The organism is Weizmannia sp. FSL W8-0676, from assembly GCF_038593015.1.
Classification (GTDB): Bacteria; Bacillota; Bacilli; order Bacillales; family Bacillaceae_C; genus Weizmannia; species Weizmannia coagulans.
In genome coordinates this window covers 3211193-3232495 of record NZ_CP151954.1, presented here as the reverse complement: position 1 = coordinate 3232495, position 21303 = coordinate 3211193, and the positions used below count along the sequence as shown (strand labels likewise).

Annotated in this window: 16 protein-coding genes, 1 pseudogene and 1 riboswitch; of the genes and pseudogenes, 8 read left to right on the top strand and 9 right to left on the bottom strand. The window is 45.2% G+C overall.

Annotation, left to right across the window (positions count from 1 at the left end):
- Positions 1-223: 223 nt before the first annotated feature.
- Positions 224-928 carry a deoxyribose-phosphate aldolase gene (gene deoC / locus NST20_RS15845; protein WP_342400435.1) on the bottom strand — a complete coding sequence of 235 codons (705 nt, stop codon included), beginning with the start codon at positions 926-928 and terminating at the stop codon, positions 224-226.
- Between the two features lie 426 nt (positions 929-1354).
- On the opposite strand from deoC, the gene poxB reads away from it, so the two are divergent.
- The gene (gene poxB / locus NST20_RS15840; protein WP_342399805.1) at positions 1355-3079 is read left to right on the top strand and encodes a ubiquinone-dependent pyruvate dehydrogenase; all 1725 of its coding nucleotides are present in this window, start codon (positions 1355-1357) and stop codon (positions 3077-3079) included.
- A gap of 207 nt (positions 3080-3286) precedes the next feature.
- Here poxB and uraA read toward each other — a convergent pair whose 3' ends face one another.
- The 5 genes and pseudogenes from uraA to NST20_RS15815 form a co-directional block, all read right to left on the bottom strand.
- On the bottom strand, positions 3287-4567 hold the full coding sequence (gene uraA / locus NST20_RS15835; protein ID WP_342399804.1) for a uracil permease: 1281 nt from the start codon (positions 4565-4567) through the stop codon (positions 3287-3289).
- A 436-nt stretch (positions 4568-5003) separates the two neighbouring features.
- Complete coding sequence (locus tag NST20_RS15830) at positions 5004-5462, bottom strand: hypothetical protein (RefSeq protein WP_019720302.1); 459 nt, start codon at positions 5460-5462, stop codon at positions 5004-5006.
- A 21-nt stretch (positions 5463-5483) separates the two neighbouring features.
- Entirely contained in the window at positions 5484-6518 is a 1035-nt protein-coding gene (locus NST20_RS15825; RefSeq protein WP_019720301.1) for an SAR2788 family putative toxin, read from the bottom strand.
- 12 nt (positions 6519-6530) lie between these two features.
- The gene (locus NST20_RS15820) at positions 6531-7520 is read right to left on the bottom strand and encodes a S8 family peptidase (RefSeq protein WP_019720300.1); all 990 of its coding nucleotides are present in this window, start codon (positions 7518-7520) and stop codon (positions 6531-6533) included.
- A gap of 148 nt (positions 7521-7668) precedes the next feature.
- A pseudogene (locus NST20_RS15815) lies at positions 7669-9166 on the bottom strand (IS5 family transposase).
- Between the two features lie 331 nt (positions 9167-9497).
- Between NST20_RS15815 and NST20_RS15810 the strand changes: the two are divergent.
- Entirely contained in the window at positions 9498-11000 is a 1503-nt protein-coding gene (locus NST20_RS15810; RefSeq protein ID WP_340703880.1) for a DHA2 family efflux MFS transporter permease subunit, read from the top strand.
- Positions 11001-11516: 516 nt separating this feature from the next.
- Here NST20_RS15810 and pepT read toward each other — a convergent pair.
- The 3 genes from pepT to NST20_RS15795 form a co-directional block, all read right to left on the bottom strand.
- On the bottom strand, positions 11517-12749 hold the full coding sequence (gene pepT, locus NST20_RS15805; RefSeq protein WP_026104792.1) for a peptidase T: 1233 nt from the start codon (positions 12747-12749) through the stop codon (positions 11517-11519).
- 62 nt (positions 12750-12811) lie between these two features.
- On the bottom strand, positions 12812-13606 hold the full coding sequence (locus NST20_RS15800; RefSeq protein ID WP_342399803.1) for a glycosyltransferase family 8 protein: 795 nt from the start codon (positions 13604-13606) through the stop codon (positions 12812-12814).
- A 194-nt stretch (positions 13607-13800) separates the two neighbouring features.
- On the bottom strand, positions 13801-15150 hold the full coding sequence (locus NST20_RS15795) for an MATE family efflux transporter (RefSeq protein ID WP_327076496.1): 1350 nt from the start codon (positions 15148-15150) through the stop codon (positions 13801-13803).
- A 419-nt stretch (positions 15151-15569) separates the two neighbouring features.
- On the opposite strand from NST20_RS15795, the gene NST20_RS15790 reads away from it, so the two are divergent.
- From NST20_RS15790 to NST20_RS15765, 6 genes are all read left to right on the top strand, one after another.
- On the top strand, positions 15570-16748 hold the full coding sequence (locus NST20_RS15790; protein ID WP_017553483.1) for a ParM/StbA family protein: 1179 nt from the start codon (positions 15570-15572) through the stop codon (positions 16746-16748).
- 11 nt (positions 16749-16759) lie between these two features.
- The gene (locus tag NST20_RS15785) at positions 16760-17332 is read left to right on the top strand and encodes a hypothetical protein (protein WP_029142457.1); all 573 of its coding nucleotides are present in this window, start codon (positions 16760-16762) and stop codon (positions 17330-17332) included.
- A gap of 62 nt (positions 17333-17394) precedes the next feature.
- Complete coding sequence (locus NST20_RS15780) at positions 17395-18174, top strand: ABC transporter ATP-binding protein (protein WP_017553481.1); 780 nt, start codon at positions 17395-17397, stop codon at positions 18172-18174.
- 81 nt (positions 18175-18255) lie between these two features.
- Positions 18256-18364, top strand: a riboswitch (SAM riboswitch).
- A 72-nt stretch (positions 18365-18436) separates the two neighbouring features.
- Positions 18437-19477, top strand: coding sequence for a methionine ABC transporter ATP-binding protein (locus NST20_RS15775; RefSeq protein ID WP_019721649.1), 1041 nt, complete (start codon positions 18437-18439; stop codon positions 19475-19477).
- Complete coding sequence (locus NST20_RS15770; RefSeq protein WP_017552056.1) at positions 19467-20129, top strand: methionine ABC transporter permease; 663 nt, start codon at positions 19467-19469, stop codon at positions 20127-20129. The genes NST20_RS15775 and NST20_RS15770 overlap by 11 nt, the downstream gene beginning before the upstream one ends.
- Positions 20130-20188: 59 nt before the next feature.
- Positions 20189-21031 (top strand): MetQ/NlpA family ABC transporter substrate-binding protein, encoded by an 843-nt coding sequence (locus tag NST20_RS15765; RefSeq protein WP_013860819.1) that lies wholly within the window; start codon positions 20189-20191, stop codon positions 21029-21031.
- Positions 21032-21303 lie beyond the last annotated feature (272 nt).

Below are 21303 nucleotides of genomic sequence, written 5' to 3'. Positions count from 1 at the left end.
GCGGTTCTGAAAACGAATGGCCGGATCATCAATTATCGAAAGAAGTATTGCCGTACGACACAACCGGCATATACAGGAAAAGTTCCTCAATGAATCTGTTAAAAAACCAAAAATTGCTCAGACGCCTTCATCGGGGATTGCCATAACGTCATTCAAAAGCAAAAAATCGTGCTGCCGCCAGGGCCGGAAACAGGCCAAGGCGGCTTAGGCACGGGGATTTTCTTTAATCGATCGTTATCAGGCCATCTGTTGCTTTTGTCTGCAGACTGGCCATGATTTGTACGCCGGAACTTGTGCCGATCCGTTCGGCGCCTGCTTTGATCATCGCAAGGAACGTTTCGGCGTCGCGTATACCGCCTGCAGCTTTCACTTTTACATCGTCCCCGACAATTTCTTTCATAAACCGGACATCTTCTATTGTGGCTCCGCCTGTTCCGAACCCGGTAGAAGTCTTAATAAAATCGGGCTTCACCTTTCTGGCAATCCGGGCCAGCGCTTCGATTTCATCTTTTTCCAAATAGCAGTTTTCAAAGATCACTTTTGAAATGACACCTTCTTCCCTGCAAATGTCCGTAATGGTTTCCATCTCTTTTTCGATATAACGGTAGTTCTTATTTTTTACTTCGGACAGATTCACGACATAGTCAATTTCGTCTGCCCCGTCTTCGATCGCATCTTGTGTTTCGAACACTTTGGTTTCAAGCGTGGTCTGCCCGAGCGGGAAAGAAATGGCTGCGCCGACATGGATATCTGTACCTTCCAGCAAGTGTCTGCAAAGGGTAGTTTGGACGGAGTTAATCGCCACCATTTTAAAATGGAACTGCTGCGCCTCCCTGCAAAGTGATTCCATTGCCGCTTGATCCGCGAACGGTTTTAAATTGGTATGGTCAATCATTTGTGCCAGCTGGTCAATTGTATAACGTTTCATATTCTTCATTCCTTTCATCATCCATCAATACCATCATAACGCAAATTGCATGAAAAAGGGTTTGTCGGTTTTACGGCAGCGAAAAAATGCAACCGCTTTAAAAATGTGTATTAATATCTTTTGCATATGGACTAATACAGTTTTGTGCAAATCAAGCATTTTATAATTTTTTTCATGCAAAAACCTTGTTTTCATCACATATATAGGTTTAATATATAAATGTGAACTTTTTATGAACAAATATAGTACAGATTCATTTTTTACTATAACAGTTTGTATACCGAATGCCGAAAGGTGCAAGAACAGCGAAGAAAGAAGGGATCATTGGCCAGGTTTGCCGCAATGCGAATAAAGGAATTAGGAGATTAAAAGTCGGCATTTAGGGGATATTAACGAAAAATAAATGGAAAAGAAGGGGATTGACAAATGGCAAAAACGATAGCGGATTTGCTGATTGATTCATTATTAAATGCAGGTGTAAAAAGAATTTATGGGATCGTCGGGGACTCTTTAAATGCAGTGCTCGACTCCATCCGGCGTTCCGGGCGGATTGAATGGGTCGGCGTGCGCCATGAAGAAGTGGCCGCTTTTGCAGCCGGCGCAGAGGCTACCTTAAATAACAGCATTGCGGTTTGCGCAGGCAGCAGCGGCCCTGGAAACTTGCACCTTATCAATGGGCTGTATGACTGCAACCGTTCGCGTGTGCCGGTATTGGCGATTGCCGCCCATATTCCGAGCAGTGAAATCGGTAGCGAGTATTTCCAACAAACACGGCCTGAATTGATTTTCAAAGACTGTGCGCATTTTATTGAAACAGTACAACGCCCGGAACAAATGCCTTTAATGGTAAATATGGCGATGCAACAGGCGGTCGCAAACCAAGGCGTTTCCGTTCTTGTTTTGCCTGGCGATGTTGCAGGCCTGGATGACAACGTAGCAGTGCCGCAAGTGCCGGTCCACGTTGCCAAACCGGTCGTGAAACCGTCGGAAGAAGATTTAACACAGCTTGCTTCTTACTTAAACGAAGGGAAAAAAGTGACGCTGCTTTGCGGTGCGGGTTGCCAGGGTGCCCATGACGAAATTATGGAACTGTGCAATAAATTGAAATCGCCAATGGTCGTTGCACTGCGCGGTAAGGAGTTTTTGGAATACGATAATCCTTACTTTGCAGGGTTGACAGGCTTGATTGGATATTCTTCCGGCTATGACGCCATGATGGAATGCGATACGCTGCTGATGCTCGGTACAGACTTCCCGTACCGCCAATTCTATCCGAAAAACGCAAAAGTGTTGCAGGTTGACATCCGTTCCGAACATTTGGGACGCCGGACCCCGCTGACACTCGGCGTTGTCGGAGATGTAAAAGATACAGTTGAAGCTTTGCTTCCAATGATTCAGGAAAAAGACAACAGCAAGCATCTTGAAAAACATGTCAAAGCTTATCAAAAAGTAAGAGAAGATCTCGATGAATTGGCTGTTGGCAAACCTGGACGCAAACCGATCCACCCGCAATATTTGACAAAGCTGGTCAGTGATCTGGCAGATGAAGATGCTATCTTCACTTGCGATGTGGGTACACCAACGTTGTGGGCAGCACGTTATGTGCAAATGAACGGCAAACGCCGCCTGCTCGGTTCATTTAACCACGGTACGATGGCCAATGCGCTTCCACAAGCGATCGGCGCGGCTGTTGCACAACCTGGTAAGCAAGTTATTTCGCTCAGCGGGGACGGCGGCCTGTCGATGCTGATGGGTGACATGTTAACGCTCCGCCAGCATAAACTTCCGGTTAAAGTCGTTGTCTTTAACAACACGGCATTAAGCTTTGTTGAACTGGAAATGAAAGCAGCCGGCTATCCGGAAACCGGAACAGGCCTTGACAGCCCGAACTATGCAGCCATTGCCGAAGCGATGGGCATGAAGGGGATCCGTGTGGAAGACCCGGCTGATCTGGAAGGGGCACTCCGTGAATCATTTGAACATGACGGCCCGGCCGTGATTGATGTTGCCGTAAACCGCCAGGAATTGTCCCTGCCGCCTAAAATTACGTATGAACAAGCACACGGCTTTACGCTGTGGATGCTGAAAGCCGTATTAAACGGCCGTGCCAATGAATTAATTGATTTGGCTAAAACAAACTTGATTCGATAATCAAAAATAAGCCCGGTATCCGTATGGGAAACCGGGCTTTTTCTTTTAAACAAAGGTTTTTTCATATTTTGGAGTGGTGTTTGTGGCTGCTATAAGCTATCGGAAAAGCGGGCCGGGCAAATGGTATGCGGGCTCTCGCGCACCCCGTCCAATACACAGAAGGGGGCGCCCCATCCGCCAGTTTCCGGCTTTTGGGGCGCCCCTTATTTATTCGTTTTCCAAATAGAGCACGTTCAGCAGTTTAAAGAACAGGCTTACGATAATGGCAACGACTGTTGCAAGCCCCATCCCGCTTAATGAGGCGGTGCCGATATTGATCGTTGCGCCGCTTAAGCCAACAGCGAGAACAAGGCAGGTCAGAATCAAATTTTGTGATTTTCCGTAATCCACTTTTTGTTCGACCAGCATCCGCAGGCCGCTTGCCGCAATGACGCCGAACAAGAGTAGAGAGATGCCGCCCATAACCGGCTGCGGAATCGATGAAATGAGCGCCGCCAATTTTCCGCAGAAGGAAAGGATAATGGCGAGGACCGCAGCGCCGCCGATCACCCATGTTGAGTAGACACGCGTAATTGCGAGCACACCGATATTTTCGCCGTACGTCGTATTTGGCGTGGCACCGACAAAACTGGATATAATTGTGGAAATTCCGTTTCCGAGCAAAGACCGGTCAAGCCCGGGGTCCTTGGTTAAATCTTTTTTGACAATATTGCCTGTAACGATTAAGTGGCCGATATGTTCCGGAATGATGACGAGCGCTGCCGGCGCAATCATCATGATGTCGGACCAGTTCAGTTTGATTGGATAGTACGTTGGCAATGAAATCCAGGCTGCCTCCTGGACGGGTTTGAGGTCGACAATCCCGAATGCCAGGGAAATCAAGTAGCCGCAAATGATCCCGATTAAGATCGGAATGATTTTAAGAAAGCCGCGCAGGGTGACCCAGCAGACTACTGTAATGGCAAGTGTTAATAAGGAAACCGTGATGGTCTGCGGGTCCGGGCTCCAGTGTTTCACGGAAGCACCCGACTGGACAAGGCCTGCCATCTGGGCAGCGGTCGGGACAAGCTGGAGCCCGATAACGGCTACGATCGCGCCCATTGCAGCAGGCGGAAAGACAACCTCAATCCAGCCCGTGCCGGCAATTTTAACGATAAGCGCAATGATGACAAGAATAATGCCGACTGCAAGGAATCCGCCCAATGCGTAACTGTATCCGGTAAGGCCCGCATGTTTTGCAAGAACGGCAAATACCGGCGAGATGAAAGCAAAGCTGGACCCGAGATAAGCCGGGATTTTTCCTTTTGTTATCAGGATATAAAGCAGCGTCCCGATCCCGTTCATGAATAAAATGGTCGCAGGATCGACTTTAAACAGGACAGGAACGAGAACGGTCGAACCGAACATGGCAAACAAATGCTGAAAACTTAGCGGCAGGCTTTTGAGAAATGGCAGTTTTTGGTTGACTTGAATTTCATGCTGTTCCATATTTCTCCCCCTCAATGGATTGGTAAAATGCGAGGCAGGGGTTTTCCAGGAAGTGCCCTTTTGGCAAAAAGAAAGCACCTTGCCCGAATGAAAGCAAGGTGCATGGAAGTGCACATTTATCCGGAACCTTGCCAGCCTCACGGGACTGTTTTAAAGGCATTCATTCATCTTTTGTCCTTGCTATTATGGCAGTTCCAGCCGGGTTTGTCAATTCTTATTTTGCATTTGCCGGCTTTTGAACCGCGGGATGTGCCAAGTTTTCTATCGCCATGGTGCCCCCTTTCCCGGCGCTTTATCGGACTGGTGTTGGCTGTTTAGAAAGTTCTTTTCCCGATAACCTGTTGAGCGATGATTGCCCTCTGGAAAAAGGAGCCATCATACAAATCCTCAAGTCATCTTTCCTTGGAATAACACCACCTTTTAAAAGGCAGATGCTTTACTCTCCGTCCTCTTCGAAACTTATGCGAAGGCCTTTTATTTTTCTTAAACGATCCATTTCATACTGGTCATCGGTCAATATATAAGCCATTTGTTCATGTGCAATACTCACCAGCCATGGATTCTCCGATTTGTAAAAAGAAAGATCCTCAGGGAGTATTGGCTGTTCCCATCCGAACAGGGATTTAGAAAACTTTAGAATTTTATCCTTTGACAGTTCATTTGCGGAATAATAATATACATACGCCGTTTCACCATCCAACTCAGTCCCTGCCCATTTAGATGTTTCTTTCTTTTCTTTTAGAAAAGGATGCAATTCATTTAATACAGGATCGTAATCATTCAGTGGACCAAATTCTTTTCGAATCACCAAATGAAATATATCACATCTTTCAAATGCAAAATCGATTAAATCTTTATATACCTTATTTTTGGGATTTTTGTCTATATATATCAAACTTACCACTCCTCAACTCATTTAACTAGGGGCACCGAAAAAAGAATGGGCACCTGCTAGACGTATGCTTTTTCCATGTTTATACCCAGTAACTGGATGATAATGATAAAATTTGTTCTTGCCATTCGAATCTTTCTCTGCCGCAGTAACTTTTCCTATAGGGCTGGCGCTCTTTGCAATAGATTTAGCACGCTCTTTACTGTCGGACCAAGTATTATCATGGCTTTTCAACCTGCTCACCGCTTTTGATCGGGAAATTCCATCACCAATAAATAAGCCTTTTTTCTTATCAAGGTACGCTTTAAAATAATGATAGTTTTTGTTTCTCTTTTTTATAAACTCGGAGTATGCAATATATGTAGCTCCAGATATGGTTACTGCTAAAGAAGCAGCTAACAAATGTGAAAGTAATACTTCACCTATTTCAACTCCTATCGGAATTAAAAATGCAAACGATGCTTCGGCAACATTATTATCAAAGTAATATTTTTTATCTGTATCTAAGTCGATAAATACTGCTTTAATTTTGTCACCATAAGCATCTTCTATTTCAACAGCATATTTCTTTGTTAAGGTATTGCCACCATGTTCTGTTTCCTTGGAAGTTAAAGTAACTTTGTTTGTATCTTTATCCAACTCTGCAGTTACTGTTGCTTTATCGACATCATCTTGTATTTCTGTTATGTTATTAGAAGTATCATCAGTAAAATCAAAATTTTTCTCAGATATATCACTTTCTAATGTAGCATTATTATACTCAGAATTTCCAGTACTATCTTCTATATCTTTTGACGAGTTTTCACCAAAGTCGATATTATTGCGCTCTGCACTCTCGCTATTAATGTCTGTGCTTACTTTTAATGTGATTGAATTGGCAGTATCAGATACTTTTACTTGACTGCTATCTATACCTTGTTCTTCAAGTGACTTTTCAATGTTCTTAGAATTTATTTCATTCATATTTATGGAGTTATCGGCAAATGTTGCTTTTTGAGGTAAAAGACTCAAGAAAATTATTACTACAATAATGCAACTAATGAAACGTAGACTCCTCATTTTTCTCACCCCTTAATAAATTAACATCCTGTAGTCATACTTTGATTTACATTGAAGCTTTTTAATTGATATGCTTTTCTTTTTAATAGTTGTCATAACCTTCGCATGGGATGTCATATCGTAGCCGCTACCAATTAATAGTGAAAACAATCCTGTTACAAAAGCCGCAGACATAGAGGTGCCGTTATATAAAGAATAGGAATTGTGAATATTGGTACTTAATATATCCTTTCCTGGTGCTACGACATCCACTTTACCTTTCAATGAAAAGTTAAGTAAATTGTAATTCTGATCGAGAGAACCTACTGAAATAACATTTTTATATCTTGCGGGAAAATCGGCATTCCCAATATAGTTATTTCCAGCAGCAGCAACTACAATTATTCCGGAATTTATAGCTTTATTTACAGTTTTTCGTAACATATCAGAATCCGCCTTAAAGCCAAAACTAATGTTAATAATATTGACATGTTGTTCAATACACCAATTTATTCCTTTTACTACTGATTCCAATGTCCCTTTGCCTTTTTCGTCTAAAACTTTAACAGAATATAATATAGAGTCAGGATTTACCCCAATTACACCGATACTATTATCTTGTGCAGCAATTATTCCGGCAACAGCTGTTCCATGTCCCAAAACATCTTCAGTTTTGCTTGAACTTATCGAATTAATTGCATCAAATTCTTTTATAACTACATTTTGTAGATCAGGATGATTTTTTTTAATTCCGCTGTCAAGAATTGCGACTTTAACTCCATTTTTAATATTCAATCCTCTTTTTATTGTTGCCTTTACACCCCATGGAGTTATTTGTTTATTAGCATTTCTTTTAAGCAGGGTAAGATCGTCAACTTGTTTTGCATTCTTAAAGGGTTGTATACAATTTGTACTATTTTGATGTTCCCTTCCTTTCTGATAGTTTTTTTTAGAGATTTTAATGCTAATAAGTCCAATAGATCCGAATATTAATACAAACACTACTAATACAAAAACAAACATCTTAAACCATTTTGAAATATTGTTCCCCCCTTTCAATGAATTATATTTTATAGCAAGACTGTTTTTTTTGTCAACACAGTTTTTTGTTTTTTTTTAGAATATTTAATTGAATCTCTTAAATAGGGCTTGCTGAACGAATCAGATTCTGTCAGATACAAGCCAAATTGCGGTTATTAAAATATAAAATAGTGTTGTGTAAAAATTTCAAAAAAAGAACCCTGAGCTTCCGCTCCAGATTCATTATAAGGAATTGAAGGGCTACTACTGTTTCACTGGTCTCCTGAAGGCGTGCTCGAATAAGGCCTAGCCCATACTTGCGCTTGCCTTCGCCAAATTTGCTTTCAACGGCATTACGTTCGGAGGCATCCTGCCTTGCCACGCGTTCTAAGGTTTTGTCTTCCGTTTTGGATGGGCGTCCCAACCTTGGCCCACTCAGACGAATGCCAAGAGATTTGCAGTATGCCAGGTTGTGACGGTTTCGGTAGATTTTATCTGCTAAAATCGCTTCTGGATAAAATCCGAACCGGTTGTAGTAGTTCTCAGTAGTAGTTCTCAATAGATTCTCTAAGGGTGATCCCTTCATTGTAATTTTCCCAGTCGAGTTGCTCAATCAAGGCATAGCCATCTACAACGCTAATGGCGACTTTTGAGCCGAATACCACGTTCGCTTTTGCCTTGCCACGCACAATTGGACGGACATGCGGCTGGGAAATGCACACAATCCGGTGGTCAATCCGATGGGTTTTCTTTTTGTACATTCCTGCCTGTTGGCAGTATAGTTCATGAATCACGAGGAGTTGTCGGTATTCATCTTTACTCAAAAGAGACAGAGAGCTTTGGGTAATGAGATTTCCAATGATCTCCAGATTCCATTTCACATATCCGAGTTGTTTGCCGACAGCTTTCCGGATTTTCCAGACACCAGCTTTGCGTTGCTTAGCGACAGAAAGATAGTCCTTACAGGCCCCTTTTTCTGTAGGTCCGTGGATTTTGTAACTTTCCTTTGTGCGGTTCATGCAGTACATCAATGATATGTTCCAGTTTCTCACGAGCTTCGTTCAATAGCCCCAGGTCAGTAGGGTAAGCAATATTAGCCGGTGCACAGGTTGCTTCCAGAATGAGCTTTCCTTTGTTCTTCATTTTAGGAGACGCTGATCCAGTTGAATTCTTTTCCGAAGCAGAACCGGAAGGTTGATGATCATCATCGTTGTCATTTTCTTTAGATGCTTCTTCCGATTGGCGTTCTTGTTCTTCCAGAACAATCCATTCATTCAGTTCATTGATGATGTTTGCACCCAAACGTTTTCTAAAACGAGTCATCAGAGAATGATCGAATGGGGCTTTTTCCGGAATTCAGGCAACCCGATAAAATACTGAAGATACGGGTTTTCCGTGATCTGTTCGACTGTTTCCCGGTCAGATAGCCCAAGCCGTTCTTTGATATAGAGAGCCCCAAGAGCAACTCTGACAGAATAAGCCTTTTCACCTTTGAATTTTTTCTTGAAGGACTTGGCATACTTTTCTTCAGCCCACCAAGGGATTAATTCAGCAAGACGGACCCAGCGATTTTCTTTATTTAATTTTCCACCGAATGGTAGAAAAAAATCTTCTACAAAAGTTAATTGATGTTCGGTCTTTTTGTACATCGTAGCGGCCTCCAAGTGCAAGGTTTTTTACACGTTTCCTATAAAATCCTTACACTTTATATTAGACAAAAGTAGCCAAAATCCTTGTCAAATTTTTGTTTATTCAGCAATCCCTAATTAAGTAAACTTTTCTCTTGACTTCCAGCATAAAATGAATAAAATAGTTAGAGTACCGAAAGTTTACCCTCTCTAAATAATTGAAACGCTTTCTTTCTCCCGCTTGAGTGGCGGGAGTTTTCTTCAAAACTTCTGCCAAACGAAAAACCATCTGCATTTCCGGCATAGTTCCGGTATACAACGTTTACACTAACATCATGAATGGGGGATTGGAATGGAAACAATGAATACAAAAAATAGTTCTATCAGGATTGTCCCTTTTTTTGCGGTGATGATGGCTGGCGCACTGGTGGCGTTTTTAAACCAGACGCTGATTAATGTTGCCCTCCCGCAAATTATGAATCATTTACACATTTCCGCTTCTACGGCAAACTGGCTTTCTACGATTTACATGCTCACAAACGGGATTGTCATTCCGGTCACGGCGTACCTTATGAGCCGATTTACAACAAGACAGCTGTTTTTGTTCTCCATTGGGCTGTTTGCGGTGGGGACGCTGATTTGTGCAGTCGCACCAGGGTTTTCTGTGCTGCTCATTGGCCGGGTGGTCCAGGCGGCCGGAGCGGGGATTATTTTTCCGCTGATGACAAACGTCATTTTCGTGCTGTTTCCACCTGACCGGCGCGGTTTTGCAATGGGGATTTTCGGGGTCGCCATGAACTTTGCACCGGCAATCGGGCCGACGCTTTCCGGGTGGATTGTGGAAAACCACTCGTGGCGGACGCTGTTTTTCATTATTTTGCCGATCGCAATCATTGACTTGATCTTCGCTTTTGTTTTTGTAAAAAATGTGACGGAAACGAGCCGGCCGAAACTTGATAAAATCGGTGTTATTTTGTCTTCGCTCGGTTTCGGCGGTATTTTATACGGATTTTCAACCGGCGGCACGAAAGGCTGGGACAGTGTGGAAGTAATGACGACGCTGGCAGTCGGGGTGATTGCTTTCGGCTTGTTTGTCTGGCGCCAGTGGGTCATAGACCATCCCATTTTGGAATTCCGCATTTTCCGTTATCCGGTGTTTACGTTAACGATGGTGATTAATATTATTGTGACGATGGCATTGTTTTCGGGTATGATTTTAATGCCGATTTATATGCAAAACGTGCGTGGTTTCTCGCCGCTTATGTCCGGGCTGATGCTTTTGCCGGGCGGGGTCATCATGGGGATTATGTCGCCGATTACAGGGCGGCTGTTTGACCGCTATGGTGCAAAATGGCTTGCTTTAATCGGGCTTGCCATTACCATTGTGACTACTTTTGCATTGACCCGTCTGAAATTGGATACATCTTTTACTTATGTCGTCACCATTTATACGATCCGTAGTTTCGGGATTTCTATTTTGATGATGCCGATCTTTACGGCCGGGTTGAATGACCTGCCGCTTGCGATGAATAAATACGGCACTGCGATGGTGAACACCTTCAGGATGGTAGCAGGCGCTGTCGGGACGGCCTTTTTTGTCTCGGTCATGACGAATAAAGGGATTGCGCATACGAAGGATATTATGGTCTCCAGTCAAATTTCCCCTGCGGATAAAATTCATGCGGCGCTTGCTGCAAGGCAGGGAACGGTGATGGGGATCAATGATGCCTTTATGGTTGCCACCTACCTGGCTGTGATTGCCTTTATTCTTGCTTTCTTTATCCGGAAAACCATCCCGCGCGACAGCCTTCCGGAAAATACAGCCCAGCAGGTAAAACCGATAACGGAATCATAATCAAAACGCGGTGTCCTAAAGCCGGCAGTAGCTGGCGAAAGGACACCTTTTTATCTTGTCCAACGGCATGAAAGAGGCCTGCCTTTTTATTCTGGTGCAGCGGGGTGTTCAAACTAGCCCTCTCTGAAATGATTTTAAAATCTCTGCAAATGCCTGTTTGGTTTTGGTGGAAAAATATAAATAGGGCTTGCTGAACGAATCCGACGCTGAGTTTGTGCCCAATTTATCTGCAACCTCTGTCTCAAAATATAGAAGAATCCATTTGCGAAAAGGGGTGATTTGATCTTCTCCGGACGTTGAATCGGCTTTCGCGTGCAGGCATTTCCCTGGATTTGTTGTAAACCCTTGCATTTAAATGATCGCCAAAGCTGTCAGCATCCTTGCCAAATCTAGGAATCTCGCTTATTCAGCAAGCCCTAAATACAAAAAAACCGCTGGAAATTCACCTATTCCAACGGTTTTTTTCATTTCTGGTCTTTTTAAAAGTCCCGGCAGTCGAAATATCGGCTATTTTGGCTACGCTCTTGCTTCAAACCGTTTTGCAATTTCAACAATGACCTGGACGGCTTTTTCCATTGTTTCCACTGAAACGTATTCGTATTTGCCGTGCATGTTTTCCCCGCCGGCAAAAATGTTTGGCGTCGGCAGCCCCATGTAAGACAGCTGTGACCCGTCCGTGCCGCCGCGGACAGGAGAGATGACCGGCTCAATGCCAAGGCTCTTCATGGCGTCATGCGCAATATCGACAATTTCCTTTACCGGTTCAATTTTTTCTTTCATGTTGTAATATTGGTCAGCCAATTCCAGCGTAATGTTATCTTCGCCGTATTTTTCTTTTAAGCGGTTGACAATCGACTGGAGGTTTGCCTTTTTTGCCTCGAATTTTTCGCGGTCATGGTCGCGGATAATGTAGTACAGTTTTGTTTGCTCGACATCTCCGTGGATGGACAGGAGATGATAAAATCCTTCATAACCTTCCGTCCGTTCCGGCACTTCATCCTCGGGCAGGAGGTTGTGCAGTTCCATCGCAATTTTTGCCGAATGGACCATTTTCCCCTTTGCGCTCCCAGGGTGGATATTATTGCCGCGGACTGTAATTTTAGCGGAAGCGGCGTTAAACGTTTCATATTCGAGTTCACCGAGCGGGCCGCCATCCATCGTATAGGCAAAATCGGCACCGAACGTTTTCACATCAAATTTATGCGGCCCTCTGCCGATCTCTTCATCCGGGGTAAAGGCGACCCTAATTTTGCCGTGTTTGATTTCAGGGTGCTTCAGCAAATAGTCCATGGCCGTCATAATCTCCGCCACGCCGGCTTTGTCATCGGCGCCGAGCAGCGTCGTGCCGTCCGTTGTAATCAAAGTCTGGCCGATATAATTTTTTAAGTTCGGGTATTCATCCGGAGATAGGACAACCCCTTGCTCTTTGTTCAAAACGATGGCCTTCCCGTCATAGTTTTCGATAATCTGCGGGTTGACGTTTTTTCCCGTAAAATCTGTCGCCGTGTCGACATGTGCCAAAAATCCGATGACCGGGACTTCTTTATCTGTATTGCCAGGCAAAGTGGCAAAAAGATAGCCGTTTTCATCCAGATGGACTTCCTCCATGCCGATCGATTCCAGCTCATCGCGAAGCATGCGAAGGAGTGTCCATTGCCCGTCTGTGGAAGGGCAATGGACACTCTCTTCGTTAGACTGTGTGTCGACCTTAACGTATGTAGTAAATCTTTTCATTAACGCTTCTTTCATTATCTTCACTCCTCATTTTCGGTATGTCTATATTTTACCAAACCCGGCCCAAAAGCTTGTATTTATTCGCAATATTTTTGGTAAAACGTTCCGAGCGCATATTTGTAGTTGGGATGCCATGGTTTGTCTTTTCCGCAATAATGGATAAATACGGTGTGCTTTTTAATCCACTCTATGTCCTGTTTTTTAATAAATGCGGCACGTTCAAAAAAACGGGCGTCATAGTTATACCGGTAGCTTTCGGCAGGTTTTATTTTGTTCCAGAACAGGGCATTGAATACGTCCTGGTCGGGCAGGAGCAGCTTCAGTTTATTTTCCTCAATGAATTGAAAGATTTCCTTCACTTTCACATGCTGCCGGATCAATTCCAAATTCATAAGGAGGACGCCGGTGTTAAAATACCCTTTTGCATTCGGGGTCCGTAGGCGCAGTTTATTGATCAGGCGGGTCTTTTTTGCCGAGTGCTCATGTTCGGATGCAATAAAAAAATGCCCTTCAAAATCTGAGTAATAAAATGCGGCGGCGGGGTTGATACAGACGATATCGGGATCGAGATAAAGAATCCTGTCAAGATGCGCCGGCAAAAACAAGTGGGCAGTAAGCCGGTAGTACATTTCTGAAGTGTAATGCCTGAGGACCGGCGCATCTTTAAACAGATCCGGCGGAATCCGCACCGGGAAAAAATGGTGCCCTTTCTCTTCAATATAGTGATGCAGCCCGGAAAGTTTTTCTTCAGAAATGGTGGAATGTAGCAGGTAGATCGAAAACGCTTCTTCAGGATTGTTTTGGACAAGAGAGTTTATTAACACTTTCAGGGGAGGGAGGTAATTTTCATTTAACGTAACAAGGATATTCATGGCTTTTCCACCTTTTGGCTGTAGTTTCAACTACTTCCATGATACAGGTTTCTTTTTCTGCTAACAATCCTTTTGGGTTCCGGGTACGGGCCTTTTTCATCGTACAATCATCACTGCCCGCTCGTGCCCTTATAGGTGAGAAAACATTGCACCCTCCGGCGTTTCCACAGAAAAAAAGCCTGCCATTAAAATGGTCAGGCTCTGAGAAGCGACAGTCTTTCCCAAGGCTTTGAAAGCCAGCGCCGGGTGGCAAAGATGCCCCGGAACCATTCGTCAATGCCCTGGGCAATCCAAATGCCGAGCAGCCCAAGCCCGAAATGCACCCCAAGGACATAGCTTAAACCGGCTGCAAATACCCACATGGAAAAAATGCCAATCATGACCGGGAAGCGGACATCGCCTGCTGATTTCAGGGAACTCATCAGCACGATATTCATGGCCCGCCCCGGTTCTGTAAAAACAATGGCCCAAAGAATCGGGATGCTGACGGCGAGAATGTCTTCGCTTTTCGTAAACACGTGCAAAACAGGCGAGCCGATGAGCGCAATCACAAGCGAAGTAAAAAAAGAAGCCATCATTGCAATCTTTAAAGTTTTCATCCCGCGCTTCAGGGCGCGTTCATACGTTTTCGCACCGACATACCGGGCGACAAGCAGCTGGGTGCCGGATGCAATGGCAAGGGTAAACAGATAACAGATCATCGAAATATTATTTAAATAAACGCGCGCAGCCAGGGATGCTTCCCCGAGTACGGCGATAAACCCGGTAATCACCAGCTGGGAAAACTGGTAGGAAAAATTTTCGCCGGCCGAGGGAATTCCGATCTCAAGCAATGCACGGATATCTTCTTTCTTTATAGAAATGATATCACGGATGCCCATTTTCAATGTGAGCCTGCGGTAGACAAGGAAAAGAAGCGCCGATACCGCAAAAACGCGGGCAACCACAATGGCCCACGATACCCCGATGACGCCTGTAACCGGGAGCCCGAAAATGCCCGTAATGGCCAAAATGTTCCCGAAGATGCTGATTAAATCCATTATAACGGTGACAAGCATCGACTCTTTTGTATAACCGTGGCTCCTCAGCACTGCGCTTAAAGCAAGGGAGATGGACTCGAGAAACAGGGAAGCCCCGCAAATTTTGACAAATGTCAGCGCGTATTGATAAACCCTTCCGTGAATGTCGAAAAACCCGAGGAGCAGTTGCCCAAACAGAAAAACAAAAAGCCCAACGGCAAGGCCGAACCAAAAATTCAGCCCGAAAGCGGAATGGGCGACCTGGCGCGCCTCTTTCATTTTCCCGGCGCCAAGATTCTGCCCGATCAGGATAATTGCGCCGACGGATGTGACATTAAAAATGAGAATAAACATATTCAACAGCTGGTTGGCCACGCCCACCCCGGCAGCCGCATCATCGGCGTAGTGGCCGAGCATAAGGGTTGCGATGATCCCGATCCCCATATGCAAAGAAAGCTCAATAAAGAGCGGCCAAGAAATCTGAAACAGGGTCTGGTCTTTGTAATATTGCTGTTGTGTTGTCAACAATTTCCCCCCTTTTATATGATACCCCCAGCCTTTTATACCGGTTTTGTTGCCAGGCCTGGTGGATGTTCATTCTTCAATACTATGAAACATTGTAGCCTTTATTGCCGCACTGTCAATTGGAATTTTGGAAAAACCCGTGAATTTTTTATGGAGGAGCGGATATTGCTCCTATTTGCGTATTTGTTTGCATGTTTTCAAATCTGTTTACATGTTTACACAAGCGCAAACACTTGTATACAAAAATGCAAACTTGTTTGCAAAGCTGTAAACATGGCTTTATGGCAACATTTTTCAAAAGTTTACAAGCCGCAAACAAGTTTACATTTTCGTTAAAAAAGTTCAGAGTATTGATTATTTTTATAGACTCAGATATTCTTAGAGTAAGCCAAAGAAAGCGATACAGGGAGGAAAAATGAATGGGAAAGACGCGGATTGCCGCAGTCGATGTAGGCAATGATTCTTTAAAAGGCATTTTTGGAAAAATGGAGTATGAGCTCAATATCCCGAACGTCATCGCGCGGGATATAGAAGACCGGCCGGTAATCGGCATTGAGGAACTGGACAGCAAAGATCCGCTTGAAGGCATCCATGTAAAAGTCCACTCCCCTGCTTTAAAGGAAAATAACGTGATTTACCGTGTCGGGGAGCTCGCAACCAAAAGTGATAATGCAACCGAACTGGACCCTGGGAGCAGCAAATCGGAAGAGGACCAGACCCTCGTCCTGCTTTTTACAAGCCTTGCGCTTGACGCAGTAAGGGAAGAAAACGCCAAAGTTTTTACTCGCAACCAGAATGTGATTGATGCCAATTACACACTTGGGACAGGCCTGCCGCTCCGCGAAGTAAAAGAGGGGAAAGATGCGGGCTACCGGTCGCAGTTGCTTGGATCCGTCCACCAGGTGGAATTTCTTGTCACGCCGAAATACCAGGGATTGAAAGTCAACCTGAAATTTGACGAAATCAAAGTGTATCCGGAAGGCTTTGCCGCTTTTATCAATCTCGTCATGGATAACGATTTAAACATCATTAACCGCGATTTGATTGATAAACGCATTTTGATCCAGGATATCGGCGGCCTCTCAACGGATATCGCCGTGATCAAAAACAGGACAGTCGATGATGACCGGGCGCAGGGCTTTAATCTCGGCGTATCAGAAGCGCTTGAACAGATCCGTGAAGAAATCCGCGTCAAATACGGGGTCGAACTGGACAGCCGCCGCGATGTGGTCGATATTATCACGAAAAAGCATGACCGCAACCATATTATGGTGAAAGGCAGCCGGACAAGCGTGCACGACATTACAGACCGCATCCTGTTTGACCTTGCGAAGAAACAATACCGTCTGCTCCGGAACGTTTGGCAGAAAAACTCGCAAACAGAGATTTGCTATTTTGTCGGCGGCGGTTCTGTTGTCCTAAAAGATTACTTAAAAACGTTGAACAACAGCCTTGATGGCTACAATATCGATTTCTTTGAAGATGAAAAAGAGAGCATCTGGATGATGGCCAATGCTTACTACAAATTAATTTCGGATTATGTGAGGAAAAACAATAAACCGGAAGACAAAGGAAAGAAACCGGTCGAATCCAAATAAGGTGAAAAAATATGGAAAATCAAAGCGGGATGAAGCGGGGCCAGACGATTGCGTTCCGGATCCCCCAGGATACGCCCGATCATATTTTAAAAGAGTTGTCAAAGTTAAAAGAAAAAGAGAAACGGAACTTCTCCGCCAAAATAGCCGGGTATGTGATACAGGGCGTGAACCAGTCGCTCGTAAAAGACAAAGAAACGATTACAATTCCGCTGCCGCGCAAACTGACAAAAGTGCAGCATGACTGGCTGAAGCACGAACATTCGGAAGCAATGCTCGGCAGCATTGTTTACGAGCTGATTCAGGATCCGCTCCGGGCGACTTCGCTTTTTGCTGCCCTCTCGAAACAACCTGTTTCTATGGATGATACGCTTTTTTTACAGGAAGACGAATTGCCGCAAACCAGTGGAGAAGCAGACCCGGAACCGGTTCAATCCGGTGGTGAGCCGCCCGGTTCGGATGATCTTGATGCGTTCGACTGGAGAACTGCCGCCGCCGAACCGGCACCCCCTGAAGCGGAAGCGCCGGAAAAAGAAGAAGATGCGGAAGACCTGCTCGGGGATTTTCTCGCCAGCATGAATAAATGAAGGGCGCAGGGTGAACCCCTGTGCGCCTGAAAACTTGTACGAAATGTAAGGGGATGGAACAGATGGAAAATATAATCGAAGTTGCTGGTGTGAGCCTGGTGCGCGATGGCAAAAAACTGCTCTCGGACATTCACTGGACGGTCAAAAAAGGGGAGCACTGGGCTGTCCTCGGCTTAAACGGTTCCGGCAAAACCACTTTGCTCAATATGATCAACGGGTATATCTGGCCGACAAAGGGCAGCATCAAGGTGCTCGGCAAAGCGTTCGGAAAAACAAGCCTGCCGGAACTGCGGAAATCAATCGGCTGGGTCAGCTCCTCCATCCAGGAAAGGATACCGCGCACCCAGCTTGCACGCGATGTGGTCATCAGCGGCAAATATGCATCGATCGGGCTGTATGAAGCGGTGGATGCAGAAGACGAAGAAAAAGCCTTGCGCTTGATGGAACAATTGCATTGTGCCGCCCTTTATGGCCGTGCTTATGGACATTGTTCGCAAGGAGAGCGGCAGAAGCTTTTAATCGCGCGCGCGTTAATGGCGGAACCGCGCATCTTAATTTTGGACGAGCCTTGCAACGGGCTGGATTTATTTGCCCGGGAAATTTTGCTGGAAAGTGTGGAAGAGCTGGCAAAAGATGAGAACGGCCCGGCGCTTGTATATGTGACGCACCATCCGGAAGAAATTTCCCCCGCTTTCCAAAAGACATTGCTGATCAGGAACGGGGAAGTTTTCCGGCAGGGCCGCACGTCCGAGATGATTGAAAAACAAGTGCTTTCCCGCTTTTTTGAGCATGAAATTCAGGTGGAGTGGCGCGGAAACCGGGCTTTGTTTCAAGTTGTCTGATGATTGGAAAACAAAAAAATATAAAATAATGAATTGACAAATCCCGAGCCGTCCACTAATATTTAAATATAACAAATGAATAACTTATCCAGAGAGACTGAGGGACAGGCCCGATGACGTCCAGCAACCTTCAAATCTTTTTTTGAAAGGTGCTAATTCCTGCAGAATGGTTCATTCTGAGAGATAAGTCACTTGACCGGCAAACCTCTTTCGAATGAAAGCGGGTTTTTTTTTGCTAAAAGGAACAGAAGGAGATTTCAACATGCTGGTATTAGAAGATATTCATAAAGTATACGGCAAAGGGAAGGACAAAAAGGTTGAAGCGTTAAAAGGCATCAATCTGCGTGTTGAAAAAGGGGAAATTTTCGGGGTGGTCGGCTACAGCGGCGCCGGGAAAAGCACGCTGATCCGGTGCGTAAATCTGCTCGAACGGCCGACTTCCGGGAAAGTGCTCGTTAACGGGGTCGACCTTGTGCGCCTGCCGCCGAAAGAGCTGCGCAAAGAGCGGAAAAAAATCGGCATGATTTTCCAGCAGTTCAATCTGCTCCAGTCTAAGACGATTTTTCAAAATGTGGCCATGCCGCTTGTGCTGGAACACCGGCCGAAGGAAGAGATTAAGGCAAAAGTCGCAGAGTTATTGTCTTTTGTCGGGCTGGAAGACAGAATGCACCACTATCCTGGCCAGTTGTCAGGCGGCCAGAAACAAAGGGTCGGGATTGCAAGGGCCCTGGCGACGGATCCCGACATCCTGCTTTGTGACGAGGCAACATCGGCCCTTGACCCGAATACGACCGAAGCCGTGCTCGACCTCTTGCGGAAAGTCCGGGATGAGCTGGGCATCACGATCCTGATGATCACCCATGAAATGAACGTCATTCGTGACATTTGTGATAAAGTGGCGGTACTGGACGGCGGAAAAATTGTAGAGCAGGGCCCGGTGCTCGACCTTTTCACAGAACCGAAAACGCAAATTGCAAGAAGCTTTGTGAAAACCGTGCTGAATGATTCGATTCCGCCGTCGGTGCAAAAACTGATCGATGAAAGCAGCAAAGACAATCCGCACGGCATTTACCGGATCCTATTTAAAGGAGCTTCCACCAATATGCCGCTGTTATCCAATACGGCAAAACATTTTTCAATCGACCTGAATGTGCTTCATGGCATGATCACCGAACTTCAAGGCATTCCTTTCGGCAACCTGCTTGTCGAATTGAAAGGCGACCCGGAAGAAATGAAGCGGGCCATTCAGTACATTAACGATCACGAAGCCATCATTCGGGAGGTGGAGAAAAATGGCATTTGATTGGTCATGGTTTTGGCCGCAATTTTTCACGGCAATGGGCCAGACGCTGTATATGGTGGCTGTATCATTAATCATTTCCATCATCATCGGCGTTCCGGTCGGCGTGATCCTCGTTATTACCCGGGAAAACGGCATTTGGGAAAACAAATGGATTTTTAATATTTTAAATGTGATTATCAATATTTTCCGGTCGATCCCGTTTATTATTCTCGTTGTCGCGATCATTCCGTTTACGCGCTGGGTTGTCGGGACAGCGATCGGAACAACGGCAGCGATTGTGCCGCTCGTTTTGTACACTGCTTTTTACATCGGGCGGCTCATTGAAAGTTCACTGCTTGAAGTCGACAAAGGGACAATCGAACTTGCGCAGTCAATGGGGGCGACGAACTGGCAGATTATTTGGCGGTTTTTGCTTCCGGAGGCAAAGGCGTCCATGGTGCTCAATTTAACGATTGCCACCATCGGGCTGATCGGGGCTTCCGCGATGGCGGGCGCGGTCGGTGCCGGTGGGATCGGGGATTTGGCGATCACGTACGGCTACAACCAGTTTCAGACAGGCGTCATGATCGTTACCGTTATCACGCTGGTCATTTTCACCCAGCTTGTCCAGACATTGGGCAACTTTCTCTCCAAAAAAATTCGGAGAAAGTAATCTCGAAAAAAAGGGTTACATCTTTTTATAAAAAATTAAGTGCAGGGGGACTTAGAGCGATGAAAAAATTTGCGATTCTATTATTGGGGCTCATCCTGGTTTTGGCAGGATGCGGGGCCAAAAACAATTCGGGCAGCACAAGCACAAAGACAATCAAAGTCGGGACAACCACTTCTGAAGTGCCGACATGGAATTTAATCCAGAAACTTGCGAAAAAGAAAAATATCAATATCAAGATTGTCCGCTTTGACGACTATGTTCAGCCGAACCTCGCATTAAGCGACGGGGAAATTGATATTAACGCATTCCAGACGGTTGTTTATTTCGATGACTTTATAAAACAACGCAATCTGAAGCTATCGGCGATCGGCACAACGAATATCTGGCCGATGGGGATCTACTCGAAAAGGTATAAAAAGATCAGCGAAGTAAAAGACGGCGACCAGGTTGTGATTCCGAAAGACCCGACGAACCTCGGAAGGGCTTTGCTTTTGCTGCAAAAAGCCGGCTTGATTACGACGAAAAAAGGTTTCACAGGCAAAGGCGGGCTTGAAAATGTCGCTTCAAACCCGAAACATTTGAAAATTACTGCCGTGGATGCCGCCCAAACACCGCGCGGCCTGGATGATTCGGCACTCGCTGTGATCAATTGCGATATGGCCATTAATGCCGGCTTAAACCCGACGAATGACTCCATCTTCCGTGAAGATGCGGGCAACAAAGCGTATATCAATATTATCGCAGCCCGGACAAAAGACAAGAATGACAAAACGCTGAAAGAAATTGTAAACATTTATCATTCAAAAGAAGTCTCCGACTTTATCAAAAAGCATTATAAAGGCGCAGCCGTCCCGGTCAATAAACCGGTATCGTATTTAAAAGACTATAAGCAAACACAATGACGGCAAAAAGTTTCACAGCAGCCCCCTAAAAACAGCGGGCTTTCAGACAGGCGGTTTATCCGCCCCATGGCAGAAAGAACGGCAGGATACGGTTAGACCGGTATCCCGCCGTTTTTTAATTGATTTTGGGTTTTGGACCGTTGCTTTTTTTACTTTCCTAAAACCGGGGAAGTCATCTATAATGGAAGAAAGGGTTTTCAATACGGACGGGTGGAAAAACAAAGGGGGGATTGCTAACTGCTGAAAATAAGTTATAGAAGTTGCAAAAGTTA

What these genes read in the sequence shown, in the direction of transcription:
- deoC (WP_342400435.1), bottom strand. Translation starts at nt 928, where the DNA reads ATGAAACGTTATACAATTGACCAGCTGGCACAAATGATTGACCATACC.
- poxB (WP_342399805.1), top strand. Translation starts at nt 1,355, where the DNA reads ATGGCAAAAACGATAGCGGATTTGCTGATTGATTCATTATTAAATGCA.
- uraA (WP_342399804.1), bottom strand. Translation starts at nt 4,567, where the DNA reads ATGGAACAGCATGAAATTCAAGTCAACCAAAAACTGCCATTTCTCAAA.
- NST20_RS15825 (WP_019720301.1), bottom strand. Translation starts at nt 6,518, where the DNA reads ATGAGGAGTCTACGTTTCATTAGTTGCATTATTGTAGTAATAATTTTC.
- NST20_RS15820 (WP_019720300.1), bottom strand. Translation starts at nt 7,520, where the DNA reads ATGTTTGTTTTTGTATTAGTAGTGTTTGTATTAATATTCGGATCTATT.
- NST20_RS15810 (WP_340703880.1), top strand. Translation starts at nt 9,498, where the DNA reads ATGGAAACAATGAATACAAAAAATAGTTCTATCAGGATTGTCCCTTTT.
- pepT (WP_026104792.1), bottom strand. Translation starts at nt 12,749, where the DNA reads ATGAAAGAAGCGTTAATGAAAAGATTTACTACATACGTTAAGGTCGAC.
- NST20_RS15800 (WP_342399803.1), bottom strand. Translation starts at nt 13,606, where the DNA reads ATGAATATCCTTGTTACGTTAAATGAAAATTACCTCCCTCCCCTGAAA.
- NST20_RS15790 (WP_017553483.1), top strand. Translation starts at nt 15,570, where the DNA reads ATGGGAAAGACGCGGATTGCCGCAGTCGATGTAGGCAATGATTCTTTA.
- NST20_RS15785 (WP_029142457.1), top strand. Translation starts at nt 16,760, where the DNA reads ATGGAAAATCAAAGCGGGATGAAGCGGGGCCAGACGATTGCGTTCCGG.
- NST20_RS15780 (WP_017553481.1), top strand. Translation starts at nt 17,395, where the DNA reads ATGGAAAATATAATCGAAGTTGCTGGTGTGAGCCTGGTGCGCGATGGC.
- NST20_RS15775 (WP_019721649.1), top strand. Translation starts at nt 18,437, where the DNA reads ATGCTGGTATTAGAAGATATTCATAAAGTATACGGCAAAGGGAAGGAC.
- NST20_RS15770 (WP_017552056.1), top strand. Translation starts at nt 19,467, where the DNA reads ATGGCATTTGATTGGTCATGGTTTTGGCCGCAATTTTTCACGGCAATG.
- NST20_RS15765 (WP_013860819.1), top strand. Translation starts at nt 20,189, where the DNA reads ATGAAAAAATTTGCGATTCTATTATTGGGGCTCATCCTGGTTTTGGCA.